21 protein-coding genes and 6 pseudogenes are annotated in these 24923 nt (G+C 61.4%); 7 read left to right on the forward strand and 20 right to left on the reverse strand.

The features are described 5' to 3' along the window. Nucleotides 1–476, forward strand: a pseudogene (locus B4968_RS11675) (class I SAM-dependent methyltransferase). 149 nt (nucleotides 477–625) lie between these two features. Here B4968_RS11675 and B4968_RS11680 read toward each other — a convergent pair. Further along, nucleotides 626–1767 (reverse strand): annotated as a pseudogene (locus B4968_RS11680) (alpha-D-ribose 1-methylphosphonate 5-triphosphate diphosphatase). Between the two features lie 52 nt (nucleotides 1768–1819). Here B4968_RS11680 and B4968_RS11685 point away from each other — a divergent pair. Next, nucleotides 1820–2542 (forward strand): DUF1045 domain-containing protein, encoded by a 723-nt coding sequence (locus tag B4968_RS11685; protein ID WP_083099238.1) that lies wholly within the window; start codon nucleotides 1820–1822, stop codon nucleotides 2540–2542. On the opposite strand, the gene phnN is transcribed toward B4968_RS11685, so the two are convergent. From phnN to phnG, 7 genes and pseudogenes are all read right to left on the reverse strand, one after another. Next, nucleotides 2500–3084: a phosphonate metabolism protein/1,5-bisphosphokinase (PRPP-forming) PhnN gene (gene phnN, locus B4968_RS11690; protein WP_083099239.1), complete on the reverse strand. Its 585-nt coding sequence runs from the start codon at nucleotides 3082–3084 to the stop codon at nucleotides 2500–2502. The two genes, B4968_RS11685 and phnN, sit on opposite strands and share 43 nt — an antisense overlap. Next, nucleotides 3081–3762: pseudogene (gene phnL / locus B4968_RS11695) on the reverse strand (phosphonate C-P lyase system protein PhnL). The gene phnN and the pseudogene phnL overlap by 4 nt, the downstream one beginning before the upstream one ends. Nucleotides 3763–3774: 12 nt before the next feature. Then, nucleotides 3775–4545: a phosphonate C-P lyase system protein PhnK gene (gene phnK, locus B4968_RS11700; protein WP_083099274.1), complete on the reverse strand. Its 771-nt coding sequence runs from the start codon at nucleotides 4543–4545 to the stop codon at nucleotides 3775–3777. 26 nt (nucleotides 4546–4571) lie between these two features. Continuing rightward, nucleotides 4572–5429 (reverse strand): alpha-D-ribose 1-methylphosphonate 5-phosphate C-P-lyase PhnJ, encoded by an 858-nt coding sequence (locus B4968_RS11705; protein ID WP_083099241.1) that lies wholly within the window; start codon nucleotides 5427–5429, stop codon nucleotides 4572–4574. A 90-nt stretch (nucleotides 5430–5519) separates the two neighbouring features. After that, on the reverse strand, nucleotides 5520–6620 hold the full coding sequence (locus tag B4968_RS11710; protein ID WP_083099243.1) for a carbon-phosphorus lyase complex subunit: 1101 nt from the start codon (nucleotides 6618–6620) through the stop codon (nucleotides 5520–5522). Between the two features lie 4 nt (nucleotides 6621–6624). After that, nucleotides 6625–7208, reverse strand: a pseudogene (gene phnH, locus B4968_RS11715) (phosphonate C-P lyase system protein PhnH). Further along, a complete protein-coding gene (gene phnG, locus B4968_RS11720) occupies nucleotides 7208–7660 on the reverse strand; it encodes a phosphonate C-P lyase system protein PhnG (protein ID WP_083099245.1) in 453 nt (150 codons plus the stop codon). The pseudogene phnH and the gene phnG overlap by 1 nt, the downstream one beginning before the upstream one ends. 107 nt (nucleotides 7661–7767) lie before the next feature. Between phnG and phnF the strand changes: the two genes are divergently transcribed. Further along, nucleotides 7768–8505, forward strand: coding sequence for a phosphonate metabolism transcriptional regulator PhnF (gene phnF / locus B4968_RS11725; RefSeq protein ID WP_083099247.1), 738 nt, complete (start codon nucleotides 7768–7770; stop codon nucleotides 8503–8505). Nucleotides 8506–8585: 80 nt separating this feature from the next. Here phnF and B4968_RS11730 read toward each other — a convergent pair whose 3' ends face one another. The 3 genes and pseudogenes from B4968_RS11730 to B4968_RS11740 all read right to left on the reverse strand — a co-directional run bounded on the left by B4968_RS11730 (nucleotide 8586) and on the right by B4968_RS11740 (nucleotide 10807). After that, nucleotides 8586–9389: an ABC transporter substrate-binding protein gene (locus B4968_RS11730; RefSeq protein ID WP_083099248.1), complete on the reverse strand. Its 804-nt coding sequence runs from the start codon at nucleotides 9387–9389 to the stop codon at nucleotides 8586–8588. After that, nucleotides 9386–10091 (reverse strand): annotated as a pseudogene (locus tag B4968_RS11735) (ATP-binding cassette domain-containing protein). The gene B4968_RS11730 and the pseudogene B4968_RS11735 overlap by 4 nt, the downstream one beginning before the upstream one ends. An 11-nt stretch (nucleotides 10092–10102) precedes the next feature. Beyond that, on the reverse strand, nucleotides 10103–10807 hold the full coding sequence (locus tag B4968_RS11740) for an ABC transporter permease (RefSeq protein WP_083099250.1): 705 nt from the start codon (nucleotides 10805–10807) through the stop codon (nucleotides 10103–10105). 440 nt (nucleotides 10808–11247) lie between these two features. Between B4968_RS11740 and nadA the strand changes: the two genes are divergently transcribed. Genes nadA through nadC form a run of 3 tightly spaced genes read left to right on the forward strand, consistent with a single transcriptional unit; the run spans nucleotide 11248 to nucleotide 14935 of the window. Next, on the forward strand, nucleotides 11248–12300 hold the full coding sequence (nadA, locus tag B4968_RS11745) for a quinolinate synthase NadA (protein ID WP_083099252.1): 1053 nt from the start codon (nucleotides 11248–11250) through the stop codon (nucleotides 12298–12300). 47 nt (nucleotides 12301–12347) lie between these two features. Then, entirely contained in the window at nucleotides 12348–13997 is a 1650-nt protein-coding gene (locus B4968_RS11750) for an L-aspartate oxidase (RefSeq protein WP_083099254.1), read from the forward strand. Then, entirely contained in the window at nucleotides 13994–14935 is a 942-nt protein-coding gene (nadC, locus tag B4968_RS11755; RefSeq protein WP_083099256.1) for a carboxylating nicotinate-nucleotide diphosphorylase, read from the forward strand. Before B4968_RS11750 ends, nadC begins: the two co-directional genes overlap by 4 nt. Here nadC and B4968_RS11760 read toward each other — a convergent pair. The 9 genes and pseudogenes from B4968_RS11760 to B4968_RS24405 all read right to left on the reverse strand — a co-directional run bounded on the left by B4968_RS11760 (nucleotide 14895) and on the right by B4968_RS24405 (nucleotide 23517). Next, nucleotides 14895–16906 (reverse strand): annotated as a pseudogene (locus tag B4968_RS11760) (CocE/NonD family hydrolase). The gene nadC and the pseudogene B4968_RS11760 overlap by 41 nt on opposite strands. A gap of 221 nt (nucleotides 16907–17127) precedes the next feature. Beyond that, the gene (locus tag B4968_RS11765) at nucleotides 17128–18231 is read right to left on the reverse strand and encodes a CaiB/BaiF CoA transferase family protein (protein ID WP_083099258.1); all 1104 of its coding nucleotides are present in this window, start codon (nucleotides 18229–18231) and stop codon (nucleotides 17128–17130) included. Nucleotides 18232–18375: 144 nt separating this feature from the next. Then, nucleotides 18376–19566, reverse strand: coding sequence for a TonB family protein (locus tag B4968_RS11770; RefSeq protein ID WP_083099260.1), 1191 nt, complete (start codon nucleotides 19564–19566; stop codon nucleotides 18376–18378). A gap of 2 nt (nucleotides 19567–19568) precedes the next feature. Next, nucleotides 19569–19955, reverse strand: coding sequence for an ExbD/TolR family protein (locus B4968_RS11775; RefSeq protein ID WP_083099262.1), 387 nt, complete (start codon nucleotides 19953–19955; stop codon nucleotides 19569–19571). Nucleotides 19956–19958: 3 nt separating this feature from the next. Continuing rightward, nucleotides 19959–20342: an ExbD/TolR family protein gene (locus tag B4968_RS11780; protein WP_338153248.1), complete on the reverse strand. Its 384-nt coding sequence runs from the start codon at nucleotides 20340–20342 to the stop codon at nucleotides 19959–19961. Then, on the reverse strand, nucleotides 20332–21024 hold the full coding sequence (locus B4968_RS11785) for a MotA/TolQ/ExbB proton channel family protein (RefSeq protein ID WP_083099263.1): 693 nt from the start codon (nucleotides 21022–21024) through the stop codon (nucleotides 20332–20334). Before B4968_RS11785 ends, B4968_RS11780 begins: the two co-directional genes overlap by 11 nt. Then, on the reverse strand, nucleotides 21021–21455 hold the full coding sequence (locus B4968_RS11790) for a hypothetical protein (protein ID WP_083099265.1): 435 nt from the start codon (nucleotides 21453–21455) through the stop codon (nucleotides 21021–21023). Before B4968_RS11790 ends, B4968_RS11785 begins: the two co-directional genes overlap by 4 nt. A 35-nt stretch (nucleotides 21456–21490) precedes the next feature. Next, complete coding sequence (locus B4968_RS11795; protein ID WP_241525693.1) at nucleotides 21491–23227, reverse strand: TonB-dependent receptor domain-containing protein; 1737 nt, start codon at nucleotides 23225–23227, stop codon at nucleotides 21491–21493. 26 nt (nucleotides 23228–23253) lie between these two features. Beyond that, the gene (locus B4968_RS24405) at nucleotides 23254–23517 is read right to left on the reverse strand and encodes a hypothetical protein (protein ID WP_241525694.1); all 264 of its coding nucleotides are present in this window, start codon (nucleotides 23515–23517) and stop codon (nucleotides 23254–23256) included. A 254-nt stretch (nucleotides 23518–23771) separates the two neighbouring features. On the opposite strand from B4968_RS24405, the gene B4968_RS11800 reads away from it, so the two are divergent. Beyond that, on the forward strand, nucleotides 23772–24860 hold the full coding sequence (locus tag B4968_RS11800) for a hemin-degrading factor (protein ID WP_083099266.1): 1089 nt from the start codon (nucleotides 23772–23774) through the stop codon (nucleotides 24858–24860). Nucleotides 24861–24923 lie beyond the last annotated feature (63 nt).

Raw genomic sequence — 24923 nt, forward strand, 5'->3', positions numbered from 1 at the left:
ATGAGCCGACTGGATTCAATGCTGCGCCGCTTTACGGCGCAACGGGACGGGCTGAACTGGGCTGCCCAAGAGATCGCAGGCATCGGCGGCGATGTGCTGGACATGGGGCTGGGCAATGGCCGCACCTATGACCACCTGCGCGAGATCCTGCCCGACCGCCGCGTCTGGGTCATCGACCGGGTGCTGCAGTGCCACCCCTCCTGCGTGCCGCCCGAAGCGGATTTTCTGCAGGGCGAGGCGGTGCCGATGCTGGAGCGTCTTATGGCTGAGGGTCACAAGATGGCCTTGGCGCATTATGATTTTGGCTTTGGCGTCAAAGAGCAAGACGTGGCCCAGGCCGCAGCCATGTCGCCGGTTATCGCCCGCGTGATGACCAAGGGCGGCATCGTGGTCTCGGGCCAGCCGTGGTTGGATTTGAAGAGCTGAAGGGGCCTGAGGGCATTCCCGAAGGGCGCTATCTGTTTTATCGCGCCTGAAGGCCCTGACGCGGCTTCTCTGGCCCGTCCGCACAGCTCCGTCTGATCTGGCCCGTCCGATCTGTCCACCCTTTCTCTCTGGTGGCCTTTTTTCGCATCCTTCTCCCCAGCATATGTTGCCGGGGAGAAGAGTTTCACCTGTGAAACCGCTAGGCCACGCGCTGTCCGCGCGCCCAGGGGCCGCGCAGTGCGGGGGTGTTGTCTATCAGCGTAAACCGGATCAGGTCGGCGCGTTTTCCCACCTCAAGCCGCCCCCGGTCGTCCAGCTCAACAGCCTGTGCCGGCGCCTGCGTGACCGTCGCCAGCCCCCGCGCCATATCGCCCCAGACCTGCCCCAGCAGCACCGCCGACATCAACAACGCCCCCGGCACATAGTCCGACGAGATAATATCCAGCAGCTCAAGCTCTGCCAGCTCATGTGCAGCCACATTGCCCGAGTGTGAGCCGCCACGTATCAGGTTGGGCGCCCCCATCATCACCTTGATCCCATGGGCATGGCAGGCGCGTGCCGCCTCTACCGTGGTGGGGAATTCCGCCAGATGAAGCCATGCGCTGCAGAGGTCGCGACCTGCTCTGCGGTGGTGTCATCATGGCTGGCCAGCACCGCGCCAAAGCGCCGGGCTGCCGAGACCGCCTCGACCTCGTGCAGATCGCCATAGGTGTCGCGCAGGGTTTTCAGGTGGGCGACATGCGCTGCAAAACCCGCGTCATCCAGCCCGTGTTTGCCTTTGACATAGGCTTCCAGCTTGGAGAGATCGCGAAACTGGCGCTGCCCCGGTGTGTGATCCATCAGTGAGACCAGCCCCACCCGATCTGCCTCACCAAACTCTGCCAGCTCCTGGACCAAACTATCTGAACAGACCTCGGCCCGCAGATGCAGGAAATGCGAGATCTTCAGGGCGTCTTTGGCGCGCAGCTCAAGCATCTCAGTGGCCAGCCCGCGCGCATAAGAGCCATAGCGGCTCTCTTTGCGGCTGACAGATCCCACCCGCATGGCGTCAAATACCGTGGTGATGCCAGTGCCGGCCAGTTCCGCATCATGCGCCATGATAGCGGCAGCATGGGGCCAGTCGACCTTGGGACGCGGCTGGATATGGCGCTCCAGGTTATCGGTGTGCAGCTCGATCATGCCGGGGCACAGGTAGTCGCCATCACAGTCCACCGCGCCTTTGGGCACCGCAGCACCGGTAGCGAGATTGCCAATATCGCCATCGCAAATTCTCAGCTGCCCACGCAGGGTTGCGCCGGGCAACACCAGGGTGGCATTGGCAAGGATCAATTCATCTGTCATCTGAACTTCACAACTTTCGAGCTATAGGAACGGCCATGTAAAGGAGGCCAATGTGACATTCACGCGATACGCGATCTATTATGCTCCGCCAGCCGACGCGGCCTGGGGAGGGTTTGCAACCAGCTGGCTGGGATGGGACATGCAGGCGGGGCAGGTAGTCGCCCAGCCCGAGGTCACCGGCCTCAATCTTACCGGCCTCGATCTTGCAGCCATCACGCAGGTTCCGCGCAAATACGGCCTCCATGCAACGCTGAAGCCGCCAATGCGGCTTGCCGAAGGGGGCAACCTGACGGACCTGCAGGCGGACTGTGAGGCGCTGGCGGCACAACAGGCGCCGGTGACGCTTGAGGGGCTGCATCTGGCGCGGCTGGGGCGGTTTCTGGCCCTGCGCGTCACCGGCAATGAGACCGCCCTGAGCAGCCTTGCGGCAGCCTGCGTGCAGGATCTGGACCCGTTTCGCGCCGCTGCCTCCGAGGCCGAGCTGGCCAAACGCCGCGCATCCGGTCTCAGCCCGGCGCAGGACGCGAACCTCTTGGCCTGGGGCTACCCCTTTGTGCTGGATCAGTTCCGCTTTCACATCACCCTGACCGGCAAGCTGCCCAAGGCAGAGCTGGCTGCCGTTGAGGCGGCACTTGCGGCGCATCTGATACCACTGCTGCCCAAACCGTTGGTGATCCGGGACCTTGCCCTGGTGGGAGAAGACGACTCCGGTCGGTTTCACATGAACCAACGCTATACCCTCACTGGGCCGCAAGACGCAGCCGCTGCGGAATAAATCACCGCCCGGGCCGCAGCGACCGCTTGGCTCAGATCGCCACTGTTGTCGATCTGGTGGAGCCGCCGCAGCCCCGCAGGCAGAGGTTGGCGCGCGCGGGCAAGGCGACGTTGAACCTCGGCGCTGTCTTCGCGCCCGCGCTTGGTCAGCCGCTCTGCCAGAACACTGGGGGATGCGGTGACCGACAGCACCACCAGCGCGCCAAAAACCTGCTGCGCCTGCAACAGCACGCTGCGTGACAGATTGACCAGAACGCCCTGGCCATTGCCGCGCAGATCTTCAATCTGACGCGGGATACCGTAGCGCAAACCATGGGCAGACCAGTGCAGCGCAAACTGCTCTGCTGCCACCAGATCGGCAAAACCGGCCTCTGTGACCGCGCGGTAGTCCTCGCCACCTGCCTCAGCTGCACGGGTCACCACCCGCTGCATCACATGCAGGCTCGGGTCAGCCGCGGCCAGCGCCAGCATCAGGCTGTCCTTGCCTACCCCGGAGGGGCCAACAACGGCGATCACAGGTCCCTTGGTGTCAGTCCCTGTCATACGGAGACCTGCGGCGTGAAGGATGAGACATCGATAAATCTGTCGCAGACCTGATCGCGGGCTGCCTCGTCGTGGAAGATCCCGATGATTGCAGCCCCGCGCGCCTTGGCGCTCTCAACCAGGGTCAGCACCGTGGCGCGGGTTTTTCGCATCAAGACTGGCCGTCGGCTCATCCAGCAGCAGTGCCGGATACGCGTAGGCAAAGCCGCGCGCGATATTCACCCGCTGCTCACCGCCCGAGAATGTCGTTGGGCTCAGCGACCACAGCCGCTCAGGAATGTTCAGCTGGGCCAGCAGGCTGGCCGCCTTGTCACGCGCCGCCTCAAGCGGGGTGCCCACAGCCAGCAAAGGCTCGGCCACCACATCCAGCGCCGCCACACGCGGCACCACCCGCAAAAACTGGCTGACATAGCCAAGGGTTTCGCGGCGCCGCGCTATGATGTGACGCGGGGCTGCCTGTGCCACATCCAGATCCCCCACCATGACCCGGCCTGCGGCCGCAAGATAGTTACCATAAATCAGGCGCATCAGGGTCGACTTCCCAGCGCCCGAGGCGCCCACCAGACCAACGCATTCCCCTGCGCCCACCGTGAGGTTGACCCGTTCCATCACCGGGATCACCGCACTGCCTTGATTGTGCAAAGTGAAACTCTTGCTTACGTTTTCAAGTTCAATCATCGTCTTTATCCTTCAGACCTGCAGCACCGAGGAAACCAGCAGCTGGGTATAGGCATGTTGGGGGTCATCCAGCACCTGGTCGGTAAGACCGCTTTCCACCTCATGCCCGTCTTTCATCACCATCAACCGGTCCGCCAGCAGCCGCACCACCGCCAGATCATGGGTCACGATTATGGCGCTCAGCCCCATCTCGCGCCCCAGTCCGCGCAACAGATCCAGCAAGCGCGCCTGCACCGAGACATCCAGACCGCCCGTGGGCTCATCCATGAAGACCAGTCGCGGGCCGGTCACCAGATTGCGGGCGATTTGCAGGCGCTGCTGCATGCCACCAGAAAAGGCCGAGGGCCGGTCATCAATGCGGCTGTCGCTGATTTCAACGCGGCCGAGCCAGTCAGCCGCCTGCGCGCGGATCTCACCATAGTGAGGCCCGCCCACAGCCATCAGCCGCTCGCCAATATTGCCGCCTGCCGAGACCGACATGCGCAGCCCATCACGGGCCGGCTGATGCACAAAGGCCCAGTCGGTGCGCCCCAACATACGGCGTTCTGGCTCGGACATTTTCAGCGTGTCTTGCGGCCCATCGGCGCGGGTGTCGAAAATCACCTCGCCTTGATCCGGCGCATGGTAGCCCGCCATGGCATTCAGCAGCGTCGACTTTCCAGAGCCACTTTCGCCAACGATACCCATCACTTCACCGGGGTAGAGATCAAAGCTGACGTCCTTGCAGCCGATCCGGGCGCCATACATTTTGGTCAGGGAGTTCACCTGTAACAGCGGTGTCATGTCCTGCGCTCCTACTTCTTTGATCATCACGCGGCCTCCTCGCCCAAACGGCCCACATGGCCCGCGGCGCGGCGGCTGCGGCAATAATCGGTATCCGAGCAGACAAACATCCGGCTGCCCGCATCGTCCAAAATCACCTCGTCGAGATAGCTGTCCCCGGCGGCACACAGATCACAGGCATGATCCGCCTTGCTGGCCTCAAACGGGTAGTCCTCAAAATCAAGGCTCACGACGCGGGTATAGGGCGGCACTGCGTAGATGCGCTGTTCACGCCCGGCGCCAAACAGCTGGATCGCCGCCATCTCAAGCTTGGGGTTGTCAAATTTGGGGATCGGCGAGGGATCCATCACATAGCGATCCTCAACCTTCACCGGATAGGCATATGAGGTCGCAATATCGCCGTGCTGGCTGATGTCCTCATAGAGCTTCACATGCATCAGGCCATATTCCTCAAGGCTGTGCATCTTGCGGGTCTCGGTCTCACGTGGCTCGAGGAACCGCAGGGGTTCGGGAATGGGCACCTGATAGACCAGCACCTGATCCTCGCTCAGCTCCGCCTCGGGGATGCGGTGACGGGTTTGGATCACACTGGCCTTGGTGGTTTCCTCGGTAGTGGCAACCCCGGCGGTGCGCTGAAAGAACTTGCGGATCGAGACCGCATTTGTGGTGTCATCAGCGCCCTGATCAATCACCTTGAGGGTATCATCCGGCGTCAGGGTCGCCGCTGTGACCTGCACACCGCCCGTGCCCCAGCCATAGGGCATCGGCATCTCGCGGCTGGCAAAGGGCACCTGATAGCCCGGCACCGCCAGCCCTTTCAGGATCGCCCGGCGGATCATCCGCTTGGTTTGCTCATCCAGGTAGGCAAAATTATAGTCAGACATTGTATGTCCTTTCACGCAACAGGTGGGCAGCTGAGGGAGGTCCGACATGACGCCGCTCAGTGATGCGGGCAGTGATACAGTGAAATTCGCTCATTCCGCGGCCTCCCGTGCTGCCATCTGTTCGGCCAGATCCTGTGCCTCCCGGCGCAGCTTGCGCACCAGTTCCAGCTCTGACTGGAAATCGACGTAATGCGGCAGTTTGATGTGCTCCAGAAAACCCGTCGCCTGAATATTGTCGGAGTGACTGAGGACAAATTCTTCGTCCTGGGCTGCAGCACCCAGATTGTCCTCCCCCAGCTCTTCCCAGCGCAGCGCGCGGTCAACCAGCGCCATGGCGATGCTTTTGCGCTCGGACTGACCAAAGACCAGCCCATAGCCACGGGTGAACTGCGGCGGCACGGTTTTTGAACCCTTGAACTGATTCACCGTTTCACATTCGGTCAGCTCCACCTCGCCGATCTCGATGGCAAAGCCCAGCTCGGGGATCTCCATCTCCACCGGCACCTTGCCGATGCGCAGCTCGCCAACAAAGGCATGGTTGCGCGCATAGCCGCGCTGGGTGGAATAGGCCATGCCAAGGATAAACCCCTCATCGCCGCGCGCCAGCGACTGCAAGCGCACGGCACGCCCGGCAGGAAAGCTCATGGGCTCACGCGTCAGATCCCCGGGCGTGGCCTCTGAAGCAGGCTCGCGCTCAATGATATCCTCGCCCTGCAGAAATTCGGTGATATGCGGCGTCACCTCCATACGAGGCGCGGCAATCGGCGCCTCGGGCACCTCGCCATCGGCGGCCAGTTTGAAATCCAGCAAACGATGCGTGTAGTCAAAGGTCGCCCCCAGAACCTGGCCCCCAGGCGCGTCCTTAAAGGTGGCCGAGATACGACGGTCACAGGCCATCGCGCCGGTGTCTACCGACTGGCTATAGCCAAACCGTGGCAGGGTGGTGCGATAGGCGCGGATCAAAAAGACCGCTTCGATCAGATCACCGCGCGACTGTTTGATCGCCAGCGCCGCCAGATCCGGATCATAGAGCGAGCCCTCGGCCATCACCCGATTGACCGCAAGGCTCATCTGTTCGCGGATCTGTTCAAGAGAAAGCTCGGCCACGGCCGTGTCGCCACGGCGTTCTTCGGCCAGCCAGGCATGGGCATTGTCGATGGCGCGTTCACCACCTTTTACAGCTACATACATGGCGTCAGTCCTTTGCCAAAATCGTGGTTGAACGCGGCAGCGCCGCCAGCTCCGGCCCACAGGTGAAAAAGAAATCCACCCCGAGAGGGAACTGCATGGCATTGCTCTGACAGGCGGCGATATCCGGCAGGGCCAACTCTGCCTGCTTTTTGATGCCCGGCCCCGTGAGGCTGGCATTTGCACGCGACAGGCCGGGCATCTCGACAATCAGCGTCGCTGACCGGTCGGGATATCGGAGGTGCCAATGCGAAATTGCGGCAGAGGCATCAGCGCCTCCCAGCTGCCCAGCGCAAAACTGGCCAGCTCTGGCGCAACAATTGGCGCGCCGGTGTGAAAGGCGATCCATTCACGCAGGGGCGCACTGTCAACATCGCGGGCCAGATAGACCCCGGTTTCGGGATCACACAGGGTCAGCAGCAGCACCCCTGCCGCCACGGAAATCCCGCCGGGGGGCTGCGCACCTGCGACCTCGTGACGGCTACCGGGGCGCGCCATGGCCTGCATCGCGGCGCGAAACCCATGCGCTGCATCAATGGCCGGGGGGGCAAAGCCACCGCTAAAGATATTGTGCTCTTGCTGTTCTGACATCAGTCCTCTCCCCGCACCATTGTGAAGAATTCAACCTTGGTGGCGGCGGCCTTTGCGGCGCGGGCTTCTTTGCGGGCCTTGCGTGCCGCCTGTAGTGGATCCAGCACTGCAGCGCGCAGAGCCTCGGCCGCCTCGGTCTGCATCAGGGCATCCACTTTTGCGGCGATCTCTGCCTTGGGTTTTGAGCGCCCCTGCACATAGGCATGGCCAACCGTGCCATCCGCCAGCGTCAGCGCACAGCGGGTCACGGTCATCTCACCCAGATTAAATGGCGCCCCGGCACCGCCCATACGGCCACGCAGCATCACGCCGCCGGCCTCAGGGGCGCGCAGCCAGTCAAAGGCCGGGTCACGGCCAAAGGAGGCCCACAATCGCGTGAGTTCACCCGCATCGGCCTGGGCCAAAAGGCTCATCCAGGCCTTACGCGCGGGAACGGAAATTTCTGTCTTCATCTATCAAAGCCTCTTGGCCGGGTTGTCTACATCAACTATACAACTAGACAAATCATAGCGAAGCCACCCGCAGATGCGCAATCGAAACCTTGTGAAAGTTTAGTGACATGGCTCAGAGCCCGCCTGGCAGTGGCCGCACATCCGTGTGGAAATCCATCTCGATCACGCTGACCGATGATATCGCGCAGGGGCGGTATCGCCCTGGGGACAAGCTGCCATCAGAAGCCCAGCTGGCGGCCCGGTTTGGGGTCAACCGCCACACTGTCAGGCGAGCATTGGCCGCGATGGCGGATCAGGGGTTGGTGCATGCCCGGCGCGGTGCAGGCGTCTTTGTCGCAGCAGCGCCCACCGATTATCCCATCGGCAAAAGAGTGCGGTTTCACCAAAATATTGCGCGTGGTGGTCAGGCGCCAACCAAACAGATCCTGATGCTGGAAACCCGCATCGCCTCTGCCTCAGAGGCTGAAGCACTGCATCTTGAACCCGGTGCACTGGTGCATGTCTACGATGGGCTTTCGCTGGCCGATGGGCAACCCATTGCCTTGTTTCAAAGCATCTTTTCGGCGCAGGCCCTGCCCGATTTGCTGACCGCTCTGGCCCAGATGCAATCGGTCACAGCCGCGCTAAAGTCCTGCGGGGTTGAGGATTATACCCGGGCGGAAACCCGCATCACCGCCAAGCTGGCCACCGCCACCCAGGCGCTGCATCTGCGGATCTCTGAAGGCGCCCCCATCTTGCGCACCACCGGGGTCAACATCGACACAGAGGGCCGCCCCGTGGAGTTTGGCCGTACCTGGTTTGCCGGGGATCGTGTCACCCTGACGGTTGATGGGCTGGAGGGGTGAGCCCGCGACCTGACAGCTAAAACCCGCCCAAAAAAACGCCCCCGCAAAATAGCAGGGGCGCAGGTTGTCGTTGCTAATTTTTACTGTTTGGCGTTGAACACAAACAGGGTTTCGCCATTGATCTTATAGGCATTGATCAGCTCTTTGGCCTTGTCCGAGGTCAGCCAGGCTTCCAGCTTCATCGCCAGATCGTTCTTTGCATGTGTATGCTTTTCAGGGTTCACCGGCAGATAGGCATATTGGTTGAACAGCACCGGGTCGCCAGCAAACAGCAGGTCCAGCGCGCCCTTGTTGCCAAAGTTCAGCCAACTGGCACGGTCGGCCATGATATAGGCCTCCATCCCCGACGCCGTGTTCAGAGCCGCCCCCATGCCAGCGCCAACCGCGCGGTACCAGCTGTCAAAACCCGCAGGGTCCAGTTCAGCGGCTCGCCACAGGCTCAACTCTTTCTTGTGGGTGCCGCTGTCATCGCCGCGGCTGACAAAGGGCGACGCGGCTGTGGCGATCAATTGCAACGCTTCGGCCGCACTTGTGGCTGCCTGCACGCCTGCTACGTCGGATTTTGGCCCGATAAAGACAAAGTCATTATACATGATTTCCCGGCGATGGGTGCCATTGCCGCCGGCCAGGAATTTCTCTTCAGCCTTTTGCGAGTGCACCAGAATGGCGTCGACATCGCCGGCTTCGCCAAGGCGGATCGCCTGTCCGGTGCCCACCACCAAAAGCTGCACATCAAGATCCAGATCAGCCTTGATTTCAGGCAGCAAAATTTCCGCCAGACCCGAGTTGTGGAAAGAGGTCGTAACCGCCAGTTTCATCTCTTCCGCCACTGCGGCACCGGTCAGAACAAGGCTCGCAACAATGCCCAATACAAACTGTTTCATTCAACTATATCTCCTCTGAGAAAAGCATGCCCCTGTGGGGTCTTTGGTCCGGCAAAGAACGTCTTGGCCGGGGTGAATTCGTGAATGCGGCCCTGCAGGACAAGGATCACCTCATCGGCCAGCCGCTGCGCCTGGCCCATATTGTGGGTCGACATGATCAAACGGGTTCCCTCAGCCGCAGCCTGCTGCAGGATCTCTTCGATCTCGCGGGTGGCGCGGCCATCCAGTGACGCGCAGGGCTCATCCAGAAACAACACATCCGGCTCGCGGATCAGAGCCCGTGCCAGCGCCAGCTTTTGCCGCTCACCGCCAGAAAGCAGCGTTGCCTGCCGACCCAATGCATCGCCCAGATTGATCCGCTCGGCCCAGACAGCCGCCCGCGCCCGCGCCTCTTTGCGCCTGACACCGATCAGCTGCAGCGGATAGGCAATGTTATCCACCACCGAGCGCCGCATCATGATCGGCGCCTGAAACACAAAGGCCTGCCGCCGCTGCGCCTCCTCGCGAAGAGCAGCCCCAGTCCAGCGCGCCGCCATTCATCCGCACAATGCCATGCAGCATCTTCAGCAGCGTGGTCTTTCCCGCGCCGTTAGGCCCAATCACGATACTCGTGCCCTGGCCGTTGAGCGTTAGGTCAACCGGCCCCACCAGCACCTTGCCGCGTCGCCGCACCAGCGCCTGTTTGGCAACCATGGGAAACATTTGCCCCGACATCACCAGCGCCCCTCGGTTTCGGTATGGCCCAGCCAATGGATTGCAAGATTGACCATAATCGCCATCGCGATCAGCACAAATCCAAGCCCCAGAGCCATGGCAAAGTCTCCCTTGCCGGTCTCCAGCGCGATGGCCGTGGTCAGCACCCGCGTTGCATGGTCGATGTTGCCCCCAACCACCATAATCGCGCCGACCTCACCAATGGCGCGGCCAAACCCCGCCAGCGCTGCCGTCAACAGCGCCCGGCGCCCGTCCCACAGCAGCGCCTTGACGCGCTGGACCTGCGAGGCATTCATCGAAATCAGCAGATCGTGGTAGTCGCTCCACAACTCACGCAGGGACTGATGCGCAATCGAGGCCACCAGCGGCACGATTATGATGACCTGTGCAATGATCATGGCGGTCGGGGTGAACAACAGTCCAAACACCCCAAACGGGCCGGACCGCGACAGAAAGACATAGACGATCAGCCCCACCACAACCGGTGGCAACCCCATCAGGGCATTCAGCACGGCAATCGTCGTGCGGCGCAGGCGAAACCGGCGCACCGAGAGCAGCGCCGCCAGCGGCAGCGCAATCACCGCGGCAATCGCCAGCGCGGTCAAAGTGACCCTCAGCGAGCGCAGGGTGATTTCCACCAGATCACTGTCCAGAGTCACCACCAGCCAGAAGGCCCGGACCATACCGTCCAACAGATCAGTCATCGCGGATGGTTTTCTCCTCGCTTGGGTTGGAGGTTAGCCACCTCCTGCCTTGTCGATTCAACTTCAATATGAGGTTCAAAATCACAGGTTTGTCATCAACAACAGAACTATTTTAACGGCCGTGCCAAAAGGGACAATTTGTCTAGGCCCCCTAGGCGCCCCACCTCTTGACGGGTCAGTTTTGGTACTTATATCTAGCTCAACTTTGGCATGAAGCGCGCCGTAGAATGGACAACATACTGGTCAAATACGACCCCAACCAGGCATTCGCAGTTTCCTTTTGCCGTCAGAATGCGCCGATTGACCCCAATGCGCGCTCACCGCGCGCCAAATCACCGCACCGGCTGCGCTATTCCCCCAGGCTCACTTGCGTGCGGGTATTGAACGTGAAACAAGCCGCAGCCAAAGTTTCATCCTGAACACTACTTTGAGGACCAGCCATGTTTGATCTGCTCACAATGCGCGATCAGCTCGCCGCCCATTATGATCTGGCACCCAACCCGGATCTGGCCCAGGAGATGTCAGAAGACTACGCGCGGATGAAGCGCGTGGTGTCGCCCATCGACTGGGCGATGCATGCGCCCTATGTCGCTGCCATCAAGGCCCTGAAGAAAAAACGCCACGCCGTTATTCTGGCCCACAACTACATGACCCCCGAAATCTATCACGGCGTGGCCGATGTGGTTGGCGACAGCCTGCAACTGGCGATCGAGGCCACCCGCGTCGAGGCCGATGTCATCGTGCAATGCGGTGTGCATTTCATGGCCGAGACCTCCAAGATCCTCAGCCCCGACAAGATCGTGCTGATCCCTGATATGGACGCGGGCTGCTCGCTGGCCGAAAGCATCACCGCCGAAGGCATCGCCGAGATGCGGGCAAAATACCCCGGCGCACCCGTGGTCACCTATGTGAACACCACCGCCGAGGTTAAAGCCGCCTCGGATATCTGCTGCACCTCCTCCAATGCGGCCCAGATCGTGGGCGCCATGGAGAGCGACACGGTGATCATGACTCCGGATCAGTATCTGGCGCAGAACGTGGCCAAGGATGTGCCGCACAAAAACGTCGTCTGGTGGGAGGGCTCCTGCATCGTGCACGAGCAATACAGCGCCAAGGACCTGCGCGAATTCCGCGAATGGAACCCCGGCACACGGCTGATTGCCCACCCCGAATGCCCACCGGATGTCGTGGCAGAGGCTGATTTTTCCGGCTCCACCAGTGGCATCATCAAATATGTCACCGACGAGCAGCCGGAGAAGGCCCTGCTGATCACCGAGTGCTCGATGGCCTCCAATATTGCGGACAGCCTTCCACAGGTGGATTTTGTCGGCCCCTGCAACATGTGCCCCTACATGAAGATGATCACGCTGGAGAAAATCCTCTGGTCGCTGCACACAATGTCCGAGCCGGTCGAAGTTGACCCCACAGTGGCGGAAGGGGCGCGCCAGGCGGTGCAAAAGATGATTGATATGTCGCAGAAACTGGGTATCTGACGGGTGCCTGCAGTCCCCGTGACATCCCAGCGACCGGAGCTGCGTCCATGACCGCCCCTCTCACAACCGAGCGCATCGTCATTGTCGGCGCCGGACTGGCCGCGCTCTATGCCGCGCTGGAGCTCGCGCCGCGCCCGGTGCTGATGATCTCGCCGGAGCCGCTGGGCCTGGGCGCCAGTTCAGCCTGGGCGCAGGGGGGCGTTGCCGCCGCCATGGCAGCCAGCGACACGCCCGAGGCCCATTCCCGTGATGCGCGCGCCGCAGGGGCTGGCACTGTTGATCCTGAGGTGGCCGAGATGGTCACACAGATGGCGCGCCGCCATATCCTTGACCTCACAGCACTTGGTGCGCCCTTTGATCGCGACCCCCACGGCAACTATGTCATGAGCCGCGAAGCCGCTCATTCTGCCGCCCGTGTGGTGCGTGTCAAAGGCGACCAGGCCGGCTATCAGATCATGGAAACCCTGATCGAGGCTGTGCGGGCCACCCCCTCGATCCAGGTGCTTGAGGGCACCGAGGCTCTGCGGCTGGAAACCCACACGGACCTGAACAGCGAAAACAAGACTGTCACCGGGGTGTGGATCCGGCGCTCTGATGCAGCTACACAGCCGGTGCTGATCCGCTGCCCCGGTGTTTTGCTCGCCGGGGGGGGCTCGGGCGGGCTATATGCCCATACCACCAACCCACCGCGCATTCGCGGCCAGGTCATTGGGCTGGCGGCCCGTGCCGGGGCGCGCATTGCCGATGCGGAATTTGTCCAGTTTCACCCCACAGCGGTGGATTGCGGCGAAGATCCCGCCCCCCTTGCCACCGAGGCGCTGCGGGGTGAAGGAGCAACCCTGATCAACGCAGACGGCATCCGGTTCATGCGGGATTTGCACCCAGACGCTGAACTGGCGCCCCGCGATATTGTTGCGCGCGCCATCTTTGCCGAAACTCAGGCCGGTCGCCGCCCCATGCTGGACACCCGTGCCGCCCTCGGTGCCGAGGTTCTGCAGCGCTTTCCCGCTCTGGCTGAAACCTGCGCACGCGCAGGCATAGATCCCGTGGCGCAACCCATTCCTGTTGCGGTGGCGGCGCATTATCATATGGGCGGCATCGAGACCGATCTGCAGGGGCGCGCCAGTCTGGACCACCTCTGGGTCAGTGGCGAGGCGGCCTCAACCGGGTTGCACGGTGCCAACCGGCTGGCCTCAAACGGACTGCTTGAAGCGCTGGTCTATGCCCGTCGCGCTGCTGCAGATATCGCCGGCACCCTAGCACCCGTCACTTGTGAAGCGGTGCCAGAGTACTCCCCAGAGCGCCCACCAGAGCTGCACCCCAGCTTTGCCCCCGGCGGGCGCGAAATGGACGCAGACGCGGTTCAGCGCCTGCGCCAGACCATGACCAACCATGTGGGGATGCGACGCGATGAGGCAGGCTTGCAGCAGGCGCTGATCATCCTGTCTGATCTCGAGATCACGCAGGCCGAGGATGAAGCGTTCCTCAACATGTGTGCCACCGCGATCCTGATCACTGCCTCAGCCCTACAGCGCCGTGAAAGCCGGGGCGGACATTTCCGCGACGACTTCCCGCAGCCCGACCCCACCTTTGCCCAGCGCAGTCATATCACCCTGACTGAGGCCCGCAGTATCCAGACCCGGGTTCTGCACAGCGCCCGGCCCACTCAGCAGGCCCCCCGGAAGGATACCCAATGATCCGTCACACCCCCCTGCCCGATTTGCTGCTAGAGCCCCTGGTGCGCGCGGCCCTGCATGAAGACCTGGGCCAGAACGGCGACATCACCACCCGGGCGGTGATCCCGGCCTCGGCCCGCTATAAGGCACGTCTCAATGCGCGCGACAGTGGCATTGTCTCTGGCATGCAGATTGCCCGCATTGCCTTTCATCTGGTGGACCCTGGCCTTGCGCTGACCATCACGCGTCAGGACGGGGATACCTGCGCGCCGGGGGACACCCTGATGACCATTGAGGGCTCGGCTGCGGCGATCCTCTCTGCGGAACGTGTGGCACTTAATTTTGCTGGCCGCCTGTCGGGTATTGCCAGCCTCACAGCTGGCTTTGTCGCCCAGACCAAAGGCACCCAGACCCGCATCACCTGCACTCGCAAGACCACGCCGGGCCTGCGCATGGTGGAAAAACAGGCGGTGATCCATGGCGGCGGCTTTAACCACCGCTTTGGCCTGTCGGATGCCATCCTGATCAAGGACAACCACATCGCCGCTGCGGGCGGCATCATACCGGTCCTCACCGCCGCCAAGGCCAGCGTCAGCCACATGATGAAGGTCGAGATCGAGGTCGACACCCTGGCGCAGCTCGAAGAGGTGCTGCAGGTGGGCGGCGCCGATGTGGTGCTGCTGGACAATATGAGCACGCCAGATCTGATCCGCGCGGTTGAAATGACCCGTGGCAGGCTCGTCACCGAGGCCTCGGGCAATATGAAGCTGGACCGTATTGCTGAGGTCGCCGCCACCGGCGTCAACTATATCTCTTCCGGCGCACTCACCCCTTCGGCGCAGACGCTGGATCTGGGACTGGATTTAAAAACGCAGGTCGCAAAAAGATCAGGCGCAGCGACGCCTGATCTGAAAGCCTTTAGAGGAAACCCCGCGGGATGGTTTCTTGCCATTCCTTGACCAGAACTTCGGCGCCCTCTGCGCCTTCACGCGCTGTGACCCGGCGCAAGAGATGGAAATTCTCGGCATCACAGGTCATCTTGTTCTCGGTTTCGATTGTGACCTGCCAGTCGTCGCGGGCAAAAGTGAACTGCCAGTCGCTGGCAAAGACCGCCGATGCCGGGTCATCCGGGTGGATCGCATAGTGCATCGAGACATGGCTGCCCACCTCAAGCCCGTGGTAGGGATCAATCGCCTTGCCGTAGTCATCAAAACTATCCAGCACCAGCGTGCCATCCTGCAGCACCTGGGTGTTTGAATGCCCACCGGGCGGGCGCAGAACCTCTGCCTGCAGGGTTTGTTAGTCGGGGGGTGCTCCGGGATTTTGTGGCGCGATCTCTGTGGTGACACGCCGCTCTGGCAGGATCAGCTGGCAGCCCTCCAGATACAGCGTCACCTCCGCCGCCTCGGGCGCAGGCCAGACCAGCGGCCAGTAAGAGGTCGACAGCGCCAGCCGCAGCTGATGCCCCGGCCGCAACTGATACGCACATTCATTCAGCTCGATCTCGGCCTCATAGCGCTGCCCCGGCACCAGCAGTTCTGGTGCCACGTGACTGTCACGATGGGTGAGGTTCAGCGGCCGGAAGGTAATGCGCTGCGACACCCCCGTGGGGGCAACATCGCAGAGCCGCGCCACTAGCTGCGCCACAGGTTTGTTGACAGAAAAACTGACCCGCAGACGCGGCCGCCCCATGATCTCCAACGGGTCTGCCAGCGGCGATGTGTCAAAACTGCTCCCCTGCGCATCATCCACTGCCTGATCACCGGGCAACTCGTTGTCAAACCGCATACCGGCGCAGAAATAGCCCGCCGCCTGCCCCAGCGTCGCCGGGTTGCGCACCACCTCGGTCTCTGTCGCCGCCGCCCCAGTCGCCGCCCCAGTCTCCGCCGCATCCACAAGACCGGTTGCGCTGAGATGCATCACCCTGTCGCGGACATTGGGCGAGGGCCACTGCGCCTCGGCCACCCAGCGCCCCTGACGGGGTTTGTTCTGCATGGTCGGGTTAAAGTGTTCCTGCATATAGGTGCGATAGTCCGGCAGCTCTGCCGCGCCGCTGTCCTCGTCGCGCAGGTATTGGTCAAACCAGGTCAGGACTTCGCCATGGAAATCCGACGCATCCAGTTTGGCGATATGGGCGTAGCGGTGCTCCCAGGGGCCAACAAGCGCCTTGGCGGGCACCGTCAGATTGGCCGCCAAACGGGCGAGGGCGTTGACATAGGCATCGGCCCAGCCGGTGATCGCCAGCACGGGCGCCTTTATTGCCGCCCAGTCTTCGCAGACCGAGCCATGTGTCCACTGTGCGTCGCGGGTCTGATGCCGCAGCCAGTCAGCGGCCATAAAGGGCATCTCTTCCATCCGCCTGATCCAGTCCTGCCGCCAGTCTGCACGGTGTTTCGGGTCTGCCGGGCGCGACTGATAGGCGAACATCTGGCTGCCCCAGTTGGCATTATCGCTCAGCAGACAGCCGCCCATATAGTGAATGTCACCCGCATAGCGATCCGTGGTAGAGGCCACCGAGACCACCGCCTTAAGCGCCTCGGGTTGCCGGAAGGCCAGCTGCAAGCCGTTGAAGCCCCCCCATGAAATTCCGATCATGCCGATATTGCCGTCACACCAGTCCTGCGCCGCATCCAGGCCAGAACCGCCTCACCGTCGCTCAGCTCTTGTTCGGAGTATTCATCATCAAAGCAGCCTTCGCTGTCGCCGGTTCCGGAAATATCCACCCGAATGCAGGCATAGCCTTCGCTGGCAAAAACGGTGTGGGTGGTCTCATCGCGCGGCGCTGTGCCGTCGCCTTTGCGATAGGGCAGATATTCCAGAATGGCCGGCACCGGTGTCTCGATTTGCGGCAACCACATGCGGGCCGCCAGGCGACGTCCATCGGGCAGCGTGATCCAGGTGGTCTCAATCAGGTCATAGGCACAGGACATCCGCTGGGTCTCTTCTTAAAGGGGCTTTCAAGCGCAGCCTCGCGCACTGGCTGGCAAAAGAAAAGTGACAGAATGCGCCTCGCTGTCCGCAAAAAATAATATGCAAAAATTTTGCCCGGAGCTTTCGCAGCCTATGGCCACACCACATAGCGGTCGCAAGAACCGGCCAGGCCGCAAGGGCAGGCCTCTGAAGGACCGGTCTGAGAGGGGTGTTTTACAGATTATTTCGGCAGCTTGGGGGCGGATTTCTCCAGCGCCAGCTCCGCATCCGAAAACTTCCACGGTCCACGCACGCCGGGAATGCCCTCGGGGGTGATCTTCATTTCGCGGTGCAAAACCTGCGGATCCTCAAAGGCCTGACCCACGGTGTTGATCGGCCCTGCCGGAACCGTCGCCGCCTCAAGAGCTGCCAAAAGCTCTGTCTGGCTCCTGCCCGCCACTACGGCCTCTAACAGCGTGGTCAGCGCCACCCGGTTTGCCACCCGCAGCTGGTTCGAGGCAAATCGCGCATCCGCTTTGATGCCCGCCAGCCCCAACACCTCGCAAAGCCGCTGAAACTGGCCGTCATTGCCCACCGCCAGAATGATATGGCCGTCCTGCACCTCCATGACCTGATAGGGCGCGATATTGGGGTGTTCATTGCCCAGCCGCGTTGGGCTCTCGCCAGTGGCCAGATAGTTCATCGCCTGATTGGCCAGCACGGCAGTGGCGCAATCCAGCAGCGACATATCAATGTGCTGGCCGCGCCCGGTGGTATGGCGTTGCTCCACTGCGGCCAGAATGCCAATGGTGCCGTAGAGCCCGGTGACCACATCGGTGATCGCCACGCCTACTTTTTGCGGCTGGCCATCCGGATCACCAGTGATCGACATCAGGCCCGACATGCCCTGCAGCAAAAAGTCATAGCCAGCCCGCGTGGCATAGGGGCCATCCTGACCAAAACCGGTGACCGAGCAATAGATCAACCCGGGGTTCAGCCTGGCGAGGCTATCATAGTCGAGGCCGTATTTTGCAAGACCTCCTACCTTGAAATTCTCGATCAGAATGTCGGCGTCGCGCACCAGATCGAGTACTGTGGCGCGGCCAGCATCGGTGCGAAAATCCGCAACCACGCAGTCTTTGCCGCGATTGGCCGCATAATAATAGGCGGCCGTCTTGTCACCATCGCGCTCAATAAAGGGCGGGCCCCAGCTGCGGGTGTCATCGCCGTCGGGGCTTTCGACCTTGATCACCTCAGCGCCAAGATCCGCCAGCGACTGGCCAATCCAGGGGCCAGCGAGAATGCGCGCCAGTTCAACAACCTTGAGGCCAGAAAGCGGGGTCATGGGCAGTGCTCCTTTGGAGAGGTCACTCGCCTCTCGATCCGTCTTACCCGCTGCTTAGCCCATCTTGCAGCGGCGCAACACTAATTTGATCCCGCGCGTGACTGTCAGGCCCCGCCTCCAGGCCATGCCTCCAGGCCCCGCCGCTCATTTGCCCTTGATCCGCACCGTGAAACTGGTGCGCGCACCGGGAGGAGGCGGTGGGAAAGGCGCCGCGCGCCGCACCTGCGCCAGCGCTATGCCATCGAGCTTACCAGAGCCGGAACTGCGCGCCAGACTAACAGATGCGACGCCACCGCCAGATGTGATGGAAAAGCGCACCAATGCCTCGCCGCGCACATCGGCCCGCCGTTTGGCACGCTGAATGCGCCGCATCACCAGCCCGGCATAGTTGCTGGCCGCAGCATTGCCCTGCACCTTGGCACTGCCGCCTGTGGTTTGGGCCTGCCCGCCCGGCTGACTGCGGGTTGAGCTCGCCACGCCGCGCGTTGCATTCACATTCCCATTGCCCCGTGGTTTTGCACTTGTTTTCTGAGCGGACTTTGGCGCAGGTTTCGGGTCAGTGCGGCGCACCACCTCGGGCTTTGGACGCTCTGGCGGACGCAGGGATTCGGTGACCGGAGGGCTTTGCGGCTCTGGTGGCTGCACGTTGGCCTCAACAGGCTGGGTCGCCGCAACAGGATCGGCGGCCATCTCGGGTTCTGGGGTTGCCAGCGGTTTCTGAATTGCAACCGGCTGTTGGGTTTGCACCGGATCCGCAGCTTGCGCCGCTGGTGGCGTTGGCAAAGGTTCTGGCGCGGGGGCGGCGTCCTTGGTCACACTCGGGTCCAGGGCCTGTTCAATGACGGGTGTAACCCCCTCCAGCACCTCAGCAGAAACCTCGACCGCTGTTAGCTCAGGCGGTTTCGCGACAACCGGCTCAGGCTTGGTCTGCGACAGCACAAGCGGCACACCGCCCGCCACGGCCTGAATTGGGGTCACAGGTTTCACCAGTTCAACTGGTTCTGGCCTCTGTACCGGGGTGGGTTTGGCAACCGTGACCTGTGGCGTTTGCACCGGTTGAATGGGCGGCATTGGCTGAACAGGCTGGACTTTGGGCAGCTCCTGCACAGCAGGCGCCACCTCGGCCTGTTGCGGGGTTTCGACACCTGCGGCCATATTGGCAAAACTGCTGCCCTGGGCCGCAAGGGCCGTATTGCCGCCTGCCTGCTCAACAGGACTGGTTTGGTTTTGCAGCGCAAATGCGGCGTGCAGGCCCAGCGCCAGGGCCAAAGCCAGAATACCCGCAAGAAGCGACTGTGGCACCTCAAGCGCCGGGGGGGCGATCTGCACCGACATGTTCAAAGTGCCCTTTCGGAAATCAGCACCACCCGCCCGGCCCCGGCCGCGCGCAGCGCATTGCCAATCTGCACCAGATCTTTGGCCGGCAGGGCCCGGTCCGGAACGATTTTCACGGTTTCACGTGCCTCGGGTGACAGCCCTGCCATGTAGCTCTGGGCATCGACAACAGCGGCGCCACGCAGCGACAACCGTCCATCCGCATGCACCACCAGCGTATCGGGGGGCTCGCGCCCTTCGAGATCAGCGGTTTCGACCAGTGCCAGATCCTTGTCGATCGGAGGCGCCAGCGTGCCGGCAATCATGAAGAAGATCAGCATCAAAAATACGATATTGATCAGCGCGATTGTCGGCTCTTTCTGGGTCAAAGCAGGGGCTTTTAGCTGCATGCGTCAGCCCAGTACTACGGTTTGCAGCTTTTCCACCTGACGCAGAGCGGCCAGCAGATCCACCAGCCGCTGTGACGAGGCCTCTGCATCCGGGCTGATGAGGACAAGATGGCCCCGGCTGTCCTGTGGCTGGCTGCGCACCAGATCGGCGATGCGCCCGAGATCCACCGACTGGCCATGCAGCGGCAAATCTTTGGCCCCAAGGGTGACAAACAGTTTCTGGCGATCATCGGCCGCCGCGGCCTTGCCTGCCGCCATCAGCTCAACCTCGCCAAATTTGGAAAAGGTCGAGGTCAGCATGAAAAACAACAGCAGCAAAAAGATCACATCAATCAGCGAGGTCATCGACATGCGTCCCCGCCGCGGCCCCTGCAGCTTAACCGGCATGCGCCAGCGCTCCCTGCAGCGGATCCTGTTTTGCGGCGCCCAGAGTATCCGCAGTCAGACCCGTCTGGGCCTGCTGCGGAGCAAAGCCCACCCGAAAGGCCCGGTTTGCAAAGACACGCTCGCGCTGCATCCGTGCCGTCAGCCAGCTGAGCACCAGTGAGGTCGGCATCGCCACAGCAAGCCCCGCCGCCGTGGTCAACAGCGCCACCCAGATGCCGCCTGCCAACAGGGAGGGGTCCACAGAAGAGCCCGCAGACTGCAGTTTTTGGAAAGCTTCGATCATCCCGATCACGGTGCCAAAAAGCCCCATCAGGGGCGCCAGCTGCGCCACCATATCCAGGGCTCCAAGCCCCCGCTCCAGACGGGCAAACCGGTCTTCGGCTTCGGCATCAACCCGGGCTGACAACTCAGCCGTCTGATCGGCGCTCAACGCCATGCGCAGAACCGGGCTGAGATAGGAGCGGCTTTCATTCAGCGCTGCCAAGGCTGCGGACTGGTCGCCAAGGTCCCAGGCGGCGACAGCTGCTGCCAGCTGCCGGTGGCGCCCCACCCGCGCCGCCTGGTATTGCCACAGTTTGTAGAGCACCAGCGCTGCTGTCAGCACTGAGACACACAAAAGCAGCAAAACGACAGGTCCCCCAAGATCAAGAACACGCATAATCGCATCATGGATCAGGGTCATCCCAGCAACTCCATTCCGGTCCGGCTGATCAGGGTCAGACCCTGACTGCACGCACCGTCATCCAGACCGGGTGCGCCGCAGGTTTCGGCGCCATTGATCAACACCCGGCTGATGTCGGAACAGGCCTGGGGGAACTGAAACTGCCGCACGCGCAGGCGCCGGGCAGGAAGACCCTGGAAATCCAACAGGGTCAGACGGGACCCCTGCCCCGCCGCATCGAACAGAACGGTTTCATACACCGCCTGATCAATATCCCCGTCATGGCCATTGGTCACCACAAAGGAGAGCTTGCACGTTGCCCCGACATCCTCCGCCGCACTCAGCTCGATAGAGATACCTGAGGCGTGATCTTCGGTCTTTGCCGTGGTTTCAGCCCAGGCCCCGCCTGCCCCCCCTGACAACACACAGGCTGTCAGGACGAGGGTTTTCATGCTCGGATGTCCCATTGGTTTCCTCTCGTTTCAGATCAGAAGGTTTTTGCCAAAGTCAGCTTGAAATTGCGTCCCGTAGCATATTCGGTGGCAAGGTTTGGTTTGTACTGACGATCAAAGGCGTTCTCGATGCCAAGACGCACTTCGGTCCCTTCCAGCACGCCGCTCTGAGGGCGATAGGTGGCGCGCAGATTGCTGACGCCGTAGCCGCCCAGGTTTTTGTTGCCATTTTCGGCCACAACCTGCTCCCAGCTCAGATCCCAGGCCTCACCGATGCGTTTGCCGAGGGTCAGACGGGCTGAGTTGGCAGGAGCATTGCTCCAGTCAGCCGAAACACCTGTCGAAGAAAGGGAGTCATAGTCGCCGTAGGCCGCGTTCAGATCGACATAGAGACCGCTGGCCATCGCATAGGTAAGCTCAAGCTCGACACCGCTGCTTTCGACTTCGCGGATGCCCGAATAGGAGGTTACATCCCAAAGGTCGGTGACAAAGATATTGGCCTTCACCTGCAGCGAGTCGTCGCCGGTAAAGACATCGCTGGTGGCATAGGACGCACCAATCTCATAGGTTTTGGATTTCTCCGGTTGCGTCATATAGCTCGCGTTGCTCAGGTCATCGAGAATAGGCAGGTTTTCGGTATAGGCCGCACTGGCAAAGACGGCCAGGCCTGAGTCAAACTCGTAGCGTGCGGAAATTCCGCCCATCAGTGCCGAGTTGTCATAGCGGTCGCCCTGATATGTCGCAGCACCCTTGATGCTCTGATCTTCCCAGCGCAGGGCAGGACTGATGGTCCAGTTATTGCCCATATCGATGTCATCAACAATGAACAGCGCAATCCGCTCATCCGTGCCGCCTGGCACAGAAACGCTTCCCGAGGTCGGGCTGATCTGGCTCTCCAGTCGGTTTTTGCTGATCCATTCAACCCCGAACCGCAGATCATGCGAGGCGGCACCCGTCTGGAAGAACATGGCGTTTTTGACCGTCAGCTTGTCGATGCTGTAGTCGTGATCGCCATCCAGCAGGTAGTCGGCAAACCCACCGGGATTGGTCGGCTCACTTTCAATGTAGATATCGGAGTAAGAGTACTGAACCGTCAGGTCGATCAGGTCATTGTCGACCGGGTTGTACTCATACTTCAGGGTGGCAATTTCGGACTCGGTCTGACGGTTCACATTGCCAAAATTGACAACGTTAAAGGCATCATACGGAGCGTCGAACTCGTCCGTTGCGGTCTTTTGATAGCTGAAGGTCAGCCCATGCTCATTGGCATCGCCAAAGGTGTATTTGATCTTGGCCAGACCAGAATAGGGCTCTGTCGCAGTATACTGGACCAGGTTGCCATTGCCGTCTTTATAGGCGTCGGTGTCGCGCTTGGTATAGTTCAGCAGGACTTCGAAGTTTTCCATCGGCTGCCAGGCAAGGATCGAAGAGCTGTGATAGCCTTCGCCATTGGAGGAATAGCCAAGGGTCTGACGGAAACGCAGACCAATTTCGCCGCCGGTAAAGTCCGACGCGTCCTTGGTCTCAAACTGCACCACACCGCCAACGATGCCGGAGCCAAATTCAAAGGTCCCCACCGTGCCGCGAATGACGGAGACGCTTTTGTACAGCGAAGGATCGGTAAACAGCTGGGTGCCGATGCGATAGATCTCTTCGGAACCGGTTGTCACACCGTCAATGACGATGGCAACTTGTTGGTCAGTGCCATAGGTGCCGTTGGCGCCAAAACCACGAATGTTGAACCCCGAGCCCTCAGGGCGCGAGCCGTTCACCAGCGCAACGCCAGGAACGGAATCGATCAGCTCGGCAATGGTGCCCCCTGCCTGTCGTCAATCTCTTCCTGATTGATCACCGTCAGTGGCACCGCAGTGCCGATCTGCACTTCGCGTTTGCCCTGACCCAGCTCAACAGTGCCCAGGAACTCTTCATCCTGGGTCTCCGGCGGCACTCCGTCTGTCAAATCCTGCGCCATTGCGCCAGACCCGATTGTGCCTGCCCCGAAGGCCAGCCCCAACACGGAAACGGTCCCCAGCAAATGCTGCGTCAGCCGTAAATTCGCCATCTCATGTCCCTTTGCATCTTTGGTCTTTTAACCGATGCTTGCAGGTTGGGCTGGCGCGGTAATTTCTGGTGTTTCTGTTGGAATCTATAAATTCCACTTGAGCCTGATAGTAAAGGTGATAAAAACAGTCAACATAAATTATGAACTGCTGAACTGGCAGTTGCCAGCCTGTATCCTGCGCCATCAATGACTGCGTAATGTATAGAGCCAGCCCTTTCCCGCACCAACACATGCAACTCTGAAAGGGCCCTTACATGAGCCTTCCTCTCCCGCTGGAGCCGCAGGCTATTCGCCAGCTGCGCCATGATAATGCCAAAATGCGTGACCGCGATTTTGCCGCTCAGTTTCAAATTTCCGAAGCCCAGCTTGTTGCCGCTTATGTCGGTGAGGGAGTGACCCGTCTCAATGCCGACATTGACCTGATCTTTCCCCGGCTGGCCGATCTGGGTGAGGTCATGGCCCTGACCCGCAACGAGTCCTGCGTCAACGAAAAGGTTGGGGTCTACAGCAACTATCACCCGGGCAAACATGCCTCTATGGTGCTGACCCCAGAGATCGACCTGCGTCTCTTTCCCCGCCATTTTGTCTCGGCCTTTGCGGTAGAGCGCAGTGGCGACAAAGGCCCCCGCCGCTCGATCCAGTTCTTTGATGCTGCCGGCGACCCGGTGCACAAGGTCCATCTGCGCGAGGCCTCCGATGTTGCGGCCTGGGCTGCACTCGTCAGTGATCTGGCTCTGGCCGAACAGGCGGCGCATCTTGATGTCGCCCCCCGCGAGGCCCCCGAGGCGGCAAAGGCAGATCCCGCCAAGGCAGAGCAGCTGCGCGCAGAATGGGCCAAGATGACCGACACGCATCAGTTCCGCCAGCTCACGGCAAAACTCGGCATGAACCGTTTGGGTGCCTACCGCATTGCCGCAGAGCCGCTGGCACGCGCGCTTGCGCCTGAGGCTGTGGATATGATGCTGCAGGCGGTGCGCGATCAGGGCACTGAGGTGATGATCTTTGTCGGCAATCCGGGCTGCATCCAGATCCACTCAGGGCCAGTGAAAAACCTGCGCCGCATGGGGCCATGGCAAAATATTCTCGACCCCGGCTTTGATCTGCACCTGCGCCTGGATCACATCGCCGAAGTCTGGGCCGTCAACAAGCCCACCAAGCGCGGTGCCGCCATCTCGGTTGAGGCTTTTGACGCCGAAGGCCGCGCCATCCTGCAGGTCTTTGGCCGCCGGACAGACGCCCGGGACCACCGCCAGGACTGGGACCAAATCGTCGCGGCCCTGCCCTCAACTTCGGCCTCAGACAGCGCGCCTCGTGACACTCTTCAGACGGAGGCTGCCCAATGAGCCCGTTTTCCATGCTGCGGGCTGGTGTAAAAACCAGCCTCTCCCTGGCGCTTTTTGCCCGCA

Origin of the sequence: Pseudophaeobacter leonis (assembly GCF_002087335.1) — a bacterium.
GTDB classification, from domain to species: Bacteria; Pseudomonadota; Alphaproteobacteria; order Rhodobacterales; family Rhodobacteraceae; genus Pseudophaeobacter; species Pseudophaeobacter leonis.

Excerpts from the sequence above, each read along its gene's own strand:
- phnN (WP_083099239.1), bottom strand. The coding sequence starts at position 3,084 with ATGACAGGGACTGACACCAAGGGACCTGTGATCGCCGTTGTTGGCCCC.
- B4968_RS11770 (WP_083099260.1), bottom strand. The coding sequence starts at position 19,566 with ATGTCGGTGCAGATCGCCCCCCCGGCGCTTGAGGTGCCACAGTCGCTT.
- B4968_RS11775 (WP_083099262.1), bottom strand. The coding sequence starts at position 19,955 with ATGCAGCTAAAAGCCCCTGCTTTGACCCAGAAAGAGCCGACAATCGCG.
- nadC (WP_083099256.1), top strand. The coding sequence starts at position 13,994 with ATGATCCGTCACACCCCCCTGCCCGATTTGCTGCTAGAGCCCCTGGTG.
- B4968_RS11710 (WP_083099243.1), bottom strand. The coding sequence starts at position 6,620 with ATGTATGTAGCTGTAAAAGGTGGTGAACGCGCCATCGACAATGCCCAT.
- nadA (WP_083099252.1), top strand. The coding sequence starts at position 11,248 with ATGTTTGATCTGCTCACAATGCGCGATCAGCTCGCCGCCCATTATGAT.
- B4968_RS11790 (WP_083099265.1), bottom strand. The coding sequence starts at position 21,455 with ATGAAAACCCTCGTCCTGACAGCCTGTGTGTTGTCAGGGGGGGCAGGC.
- B4968_RS24405 (WP_241525694.1), bottom strand. The coding sequence starts at position 23,517 with ATGGCGAATTTACGGCTGACGCAGCATTTGCTGGGGACCGTTTCCGTG.
- B4968_RS11785 (WP_083099263.1), bottom strand. The coding sequence starts at position 21,024 with ATGACCCTGATCCATGATGCGATTATGCGTGTTCTTGATCTTGGGGGA.
- B4968_RS11800 (WP_083099266.1), top strand. The coding sequence starts at position 23,772 with ATGAGCCTTCCTCTCCCGCTGGAGCCGCAGGCTATTCGCCAGCTGCGC.
- B4968_RS11765 (WP_083099258.1), bottom strand. The coding sequence starts at position 18,231 with ATGACCCCGCTTTCTGGCCTCAAGGTTGTTGAACTGGCGCGCATTCTC.
- B4968_RS11705 (WP_083099241.1), bottom strand. The coding sequence starts at position 5,429 with ATGTCTGACTATAATTTTGCCTACCTGGATGAGCAAACCAAGCGGATG.
- phnG (WP_083099245.1), bottom strand. The coding sequence starts at position 7,660 with ATGAAGACAGAAATTTCCGTTCCCGCGCGTAAGGCCTGGATGAGCCTT.
- B4968_RS11730 (WP_083099248.1), bottom strand. The coding sequence starts at position 9,389 with ATGAAACAGTTTGTATTGGGCATTGTTGCGAGCCTTGTTCTGACCGGT.
- phnK (WP_083099274.1), bottom strand. The coding sequence starts at position 4,545 with ATGACACCGCTGTTACAGGTGAACTCCCTGACCAAAATGTATGGCGCC.
- phnF (WP_083099247.1), top strand. The coding sequence starts at position 7,768 with ATGGCTCAGAGCCCGCCTGGCAGTGGCCGCACATCCGTGTGGAAATCC.
- B4968_RS11780 (WP_338153248.1), bottom strand. The coding sequence starts at position 20,342 with ATGCCGGTTAAGCTGCAGGGGCCGCGGCGGGGACGCATGTCGATGACC.
- B4968_RS11740 (WP_083099250.1), bottom strand. The coding sequence starts at position 10,807 with ATGACTGATCTGTTGGACGGTATGGTCCGGGCCTTCTGGCTGGTGGTG.
- B4968_RS11750 (WP_083099254.1), top strand. The coding sequence starts at position 12,348 with ATGACCGCCCCTCTCACAACCGAGCGCATCGTCATTGTCGGCGCCGGA.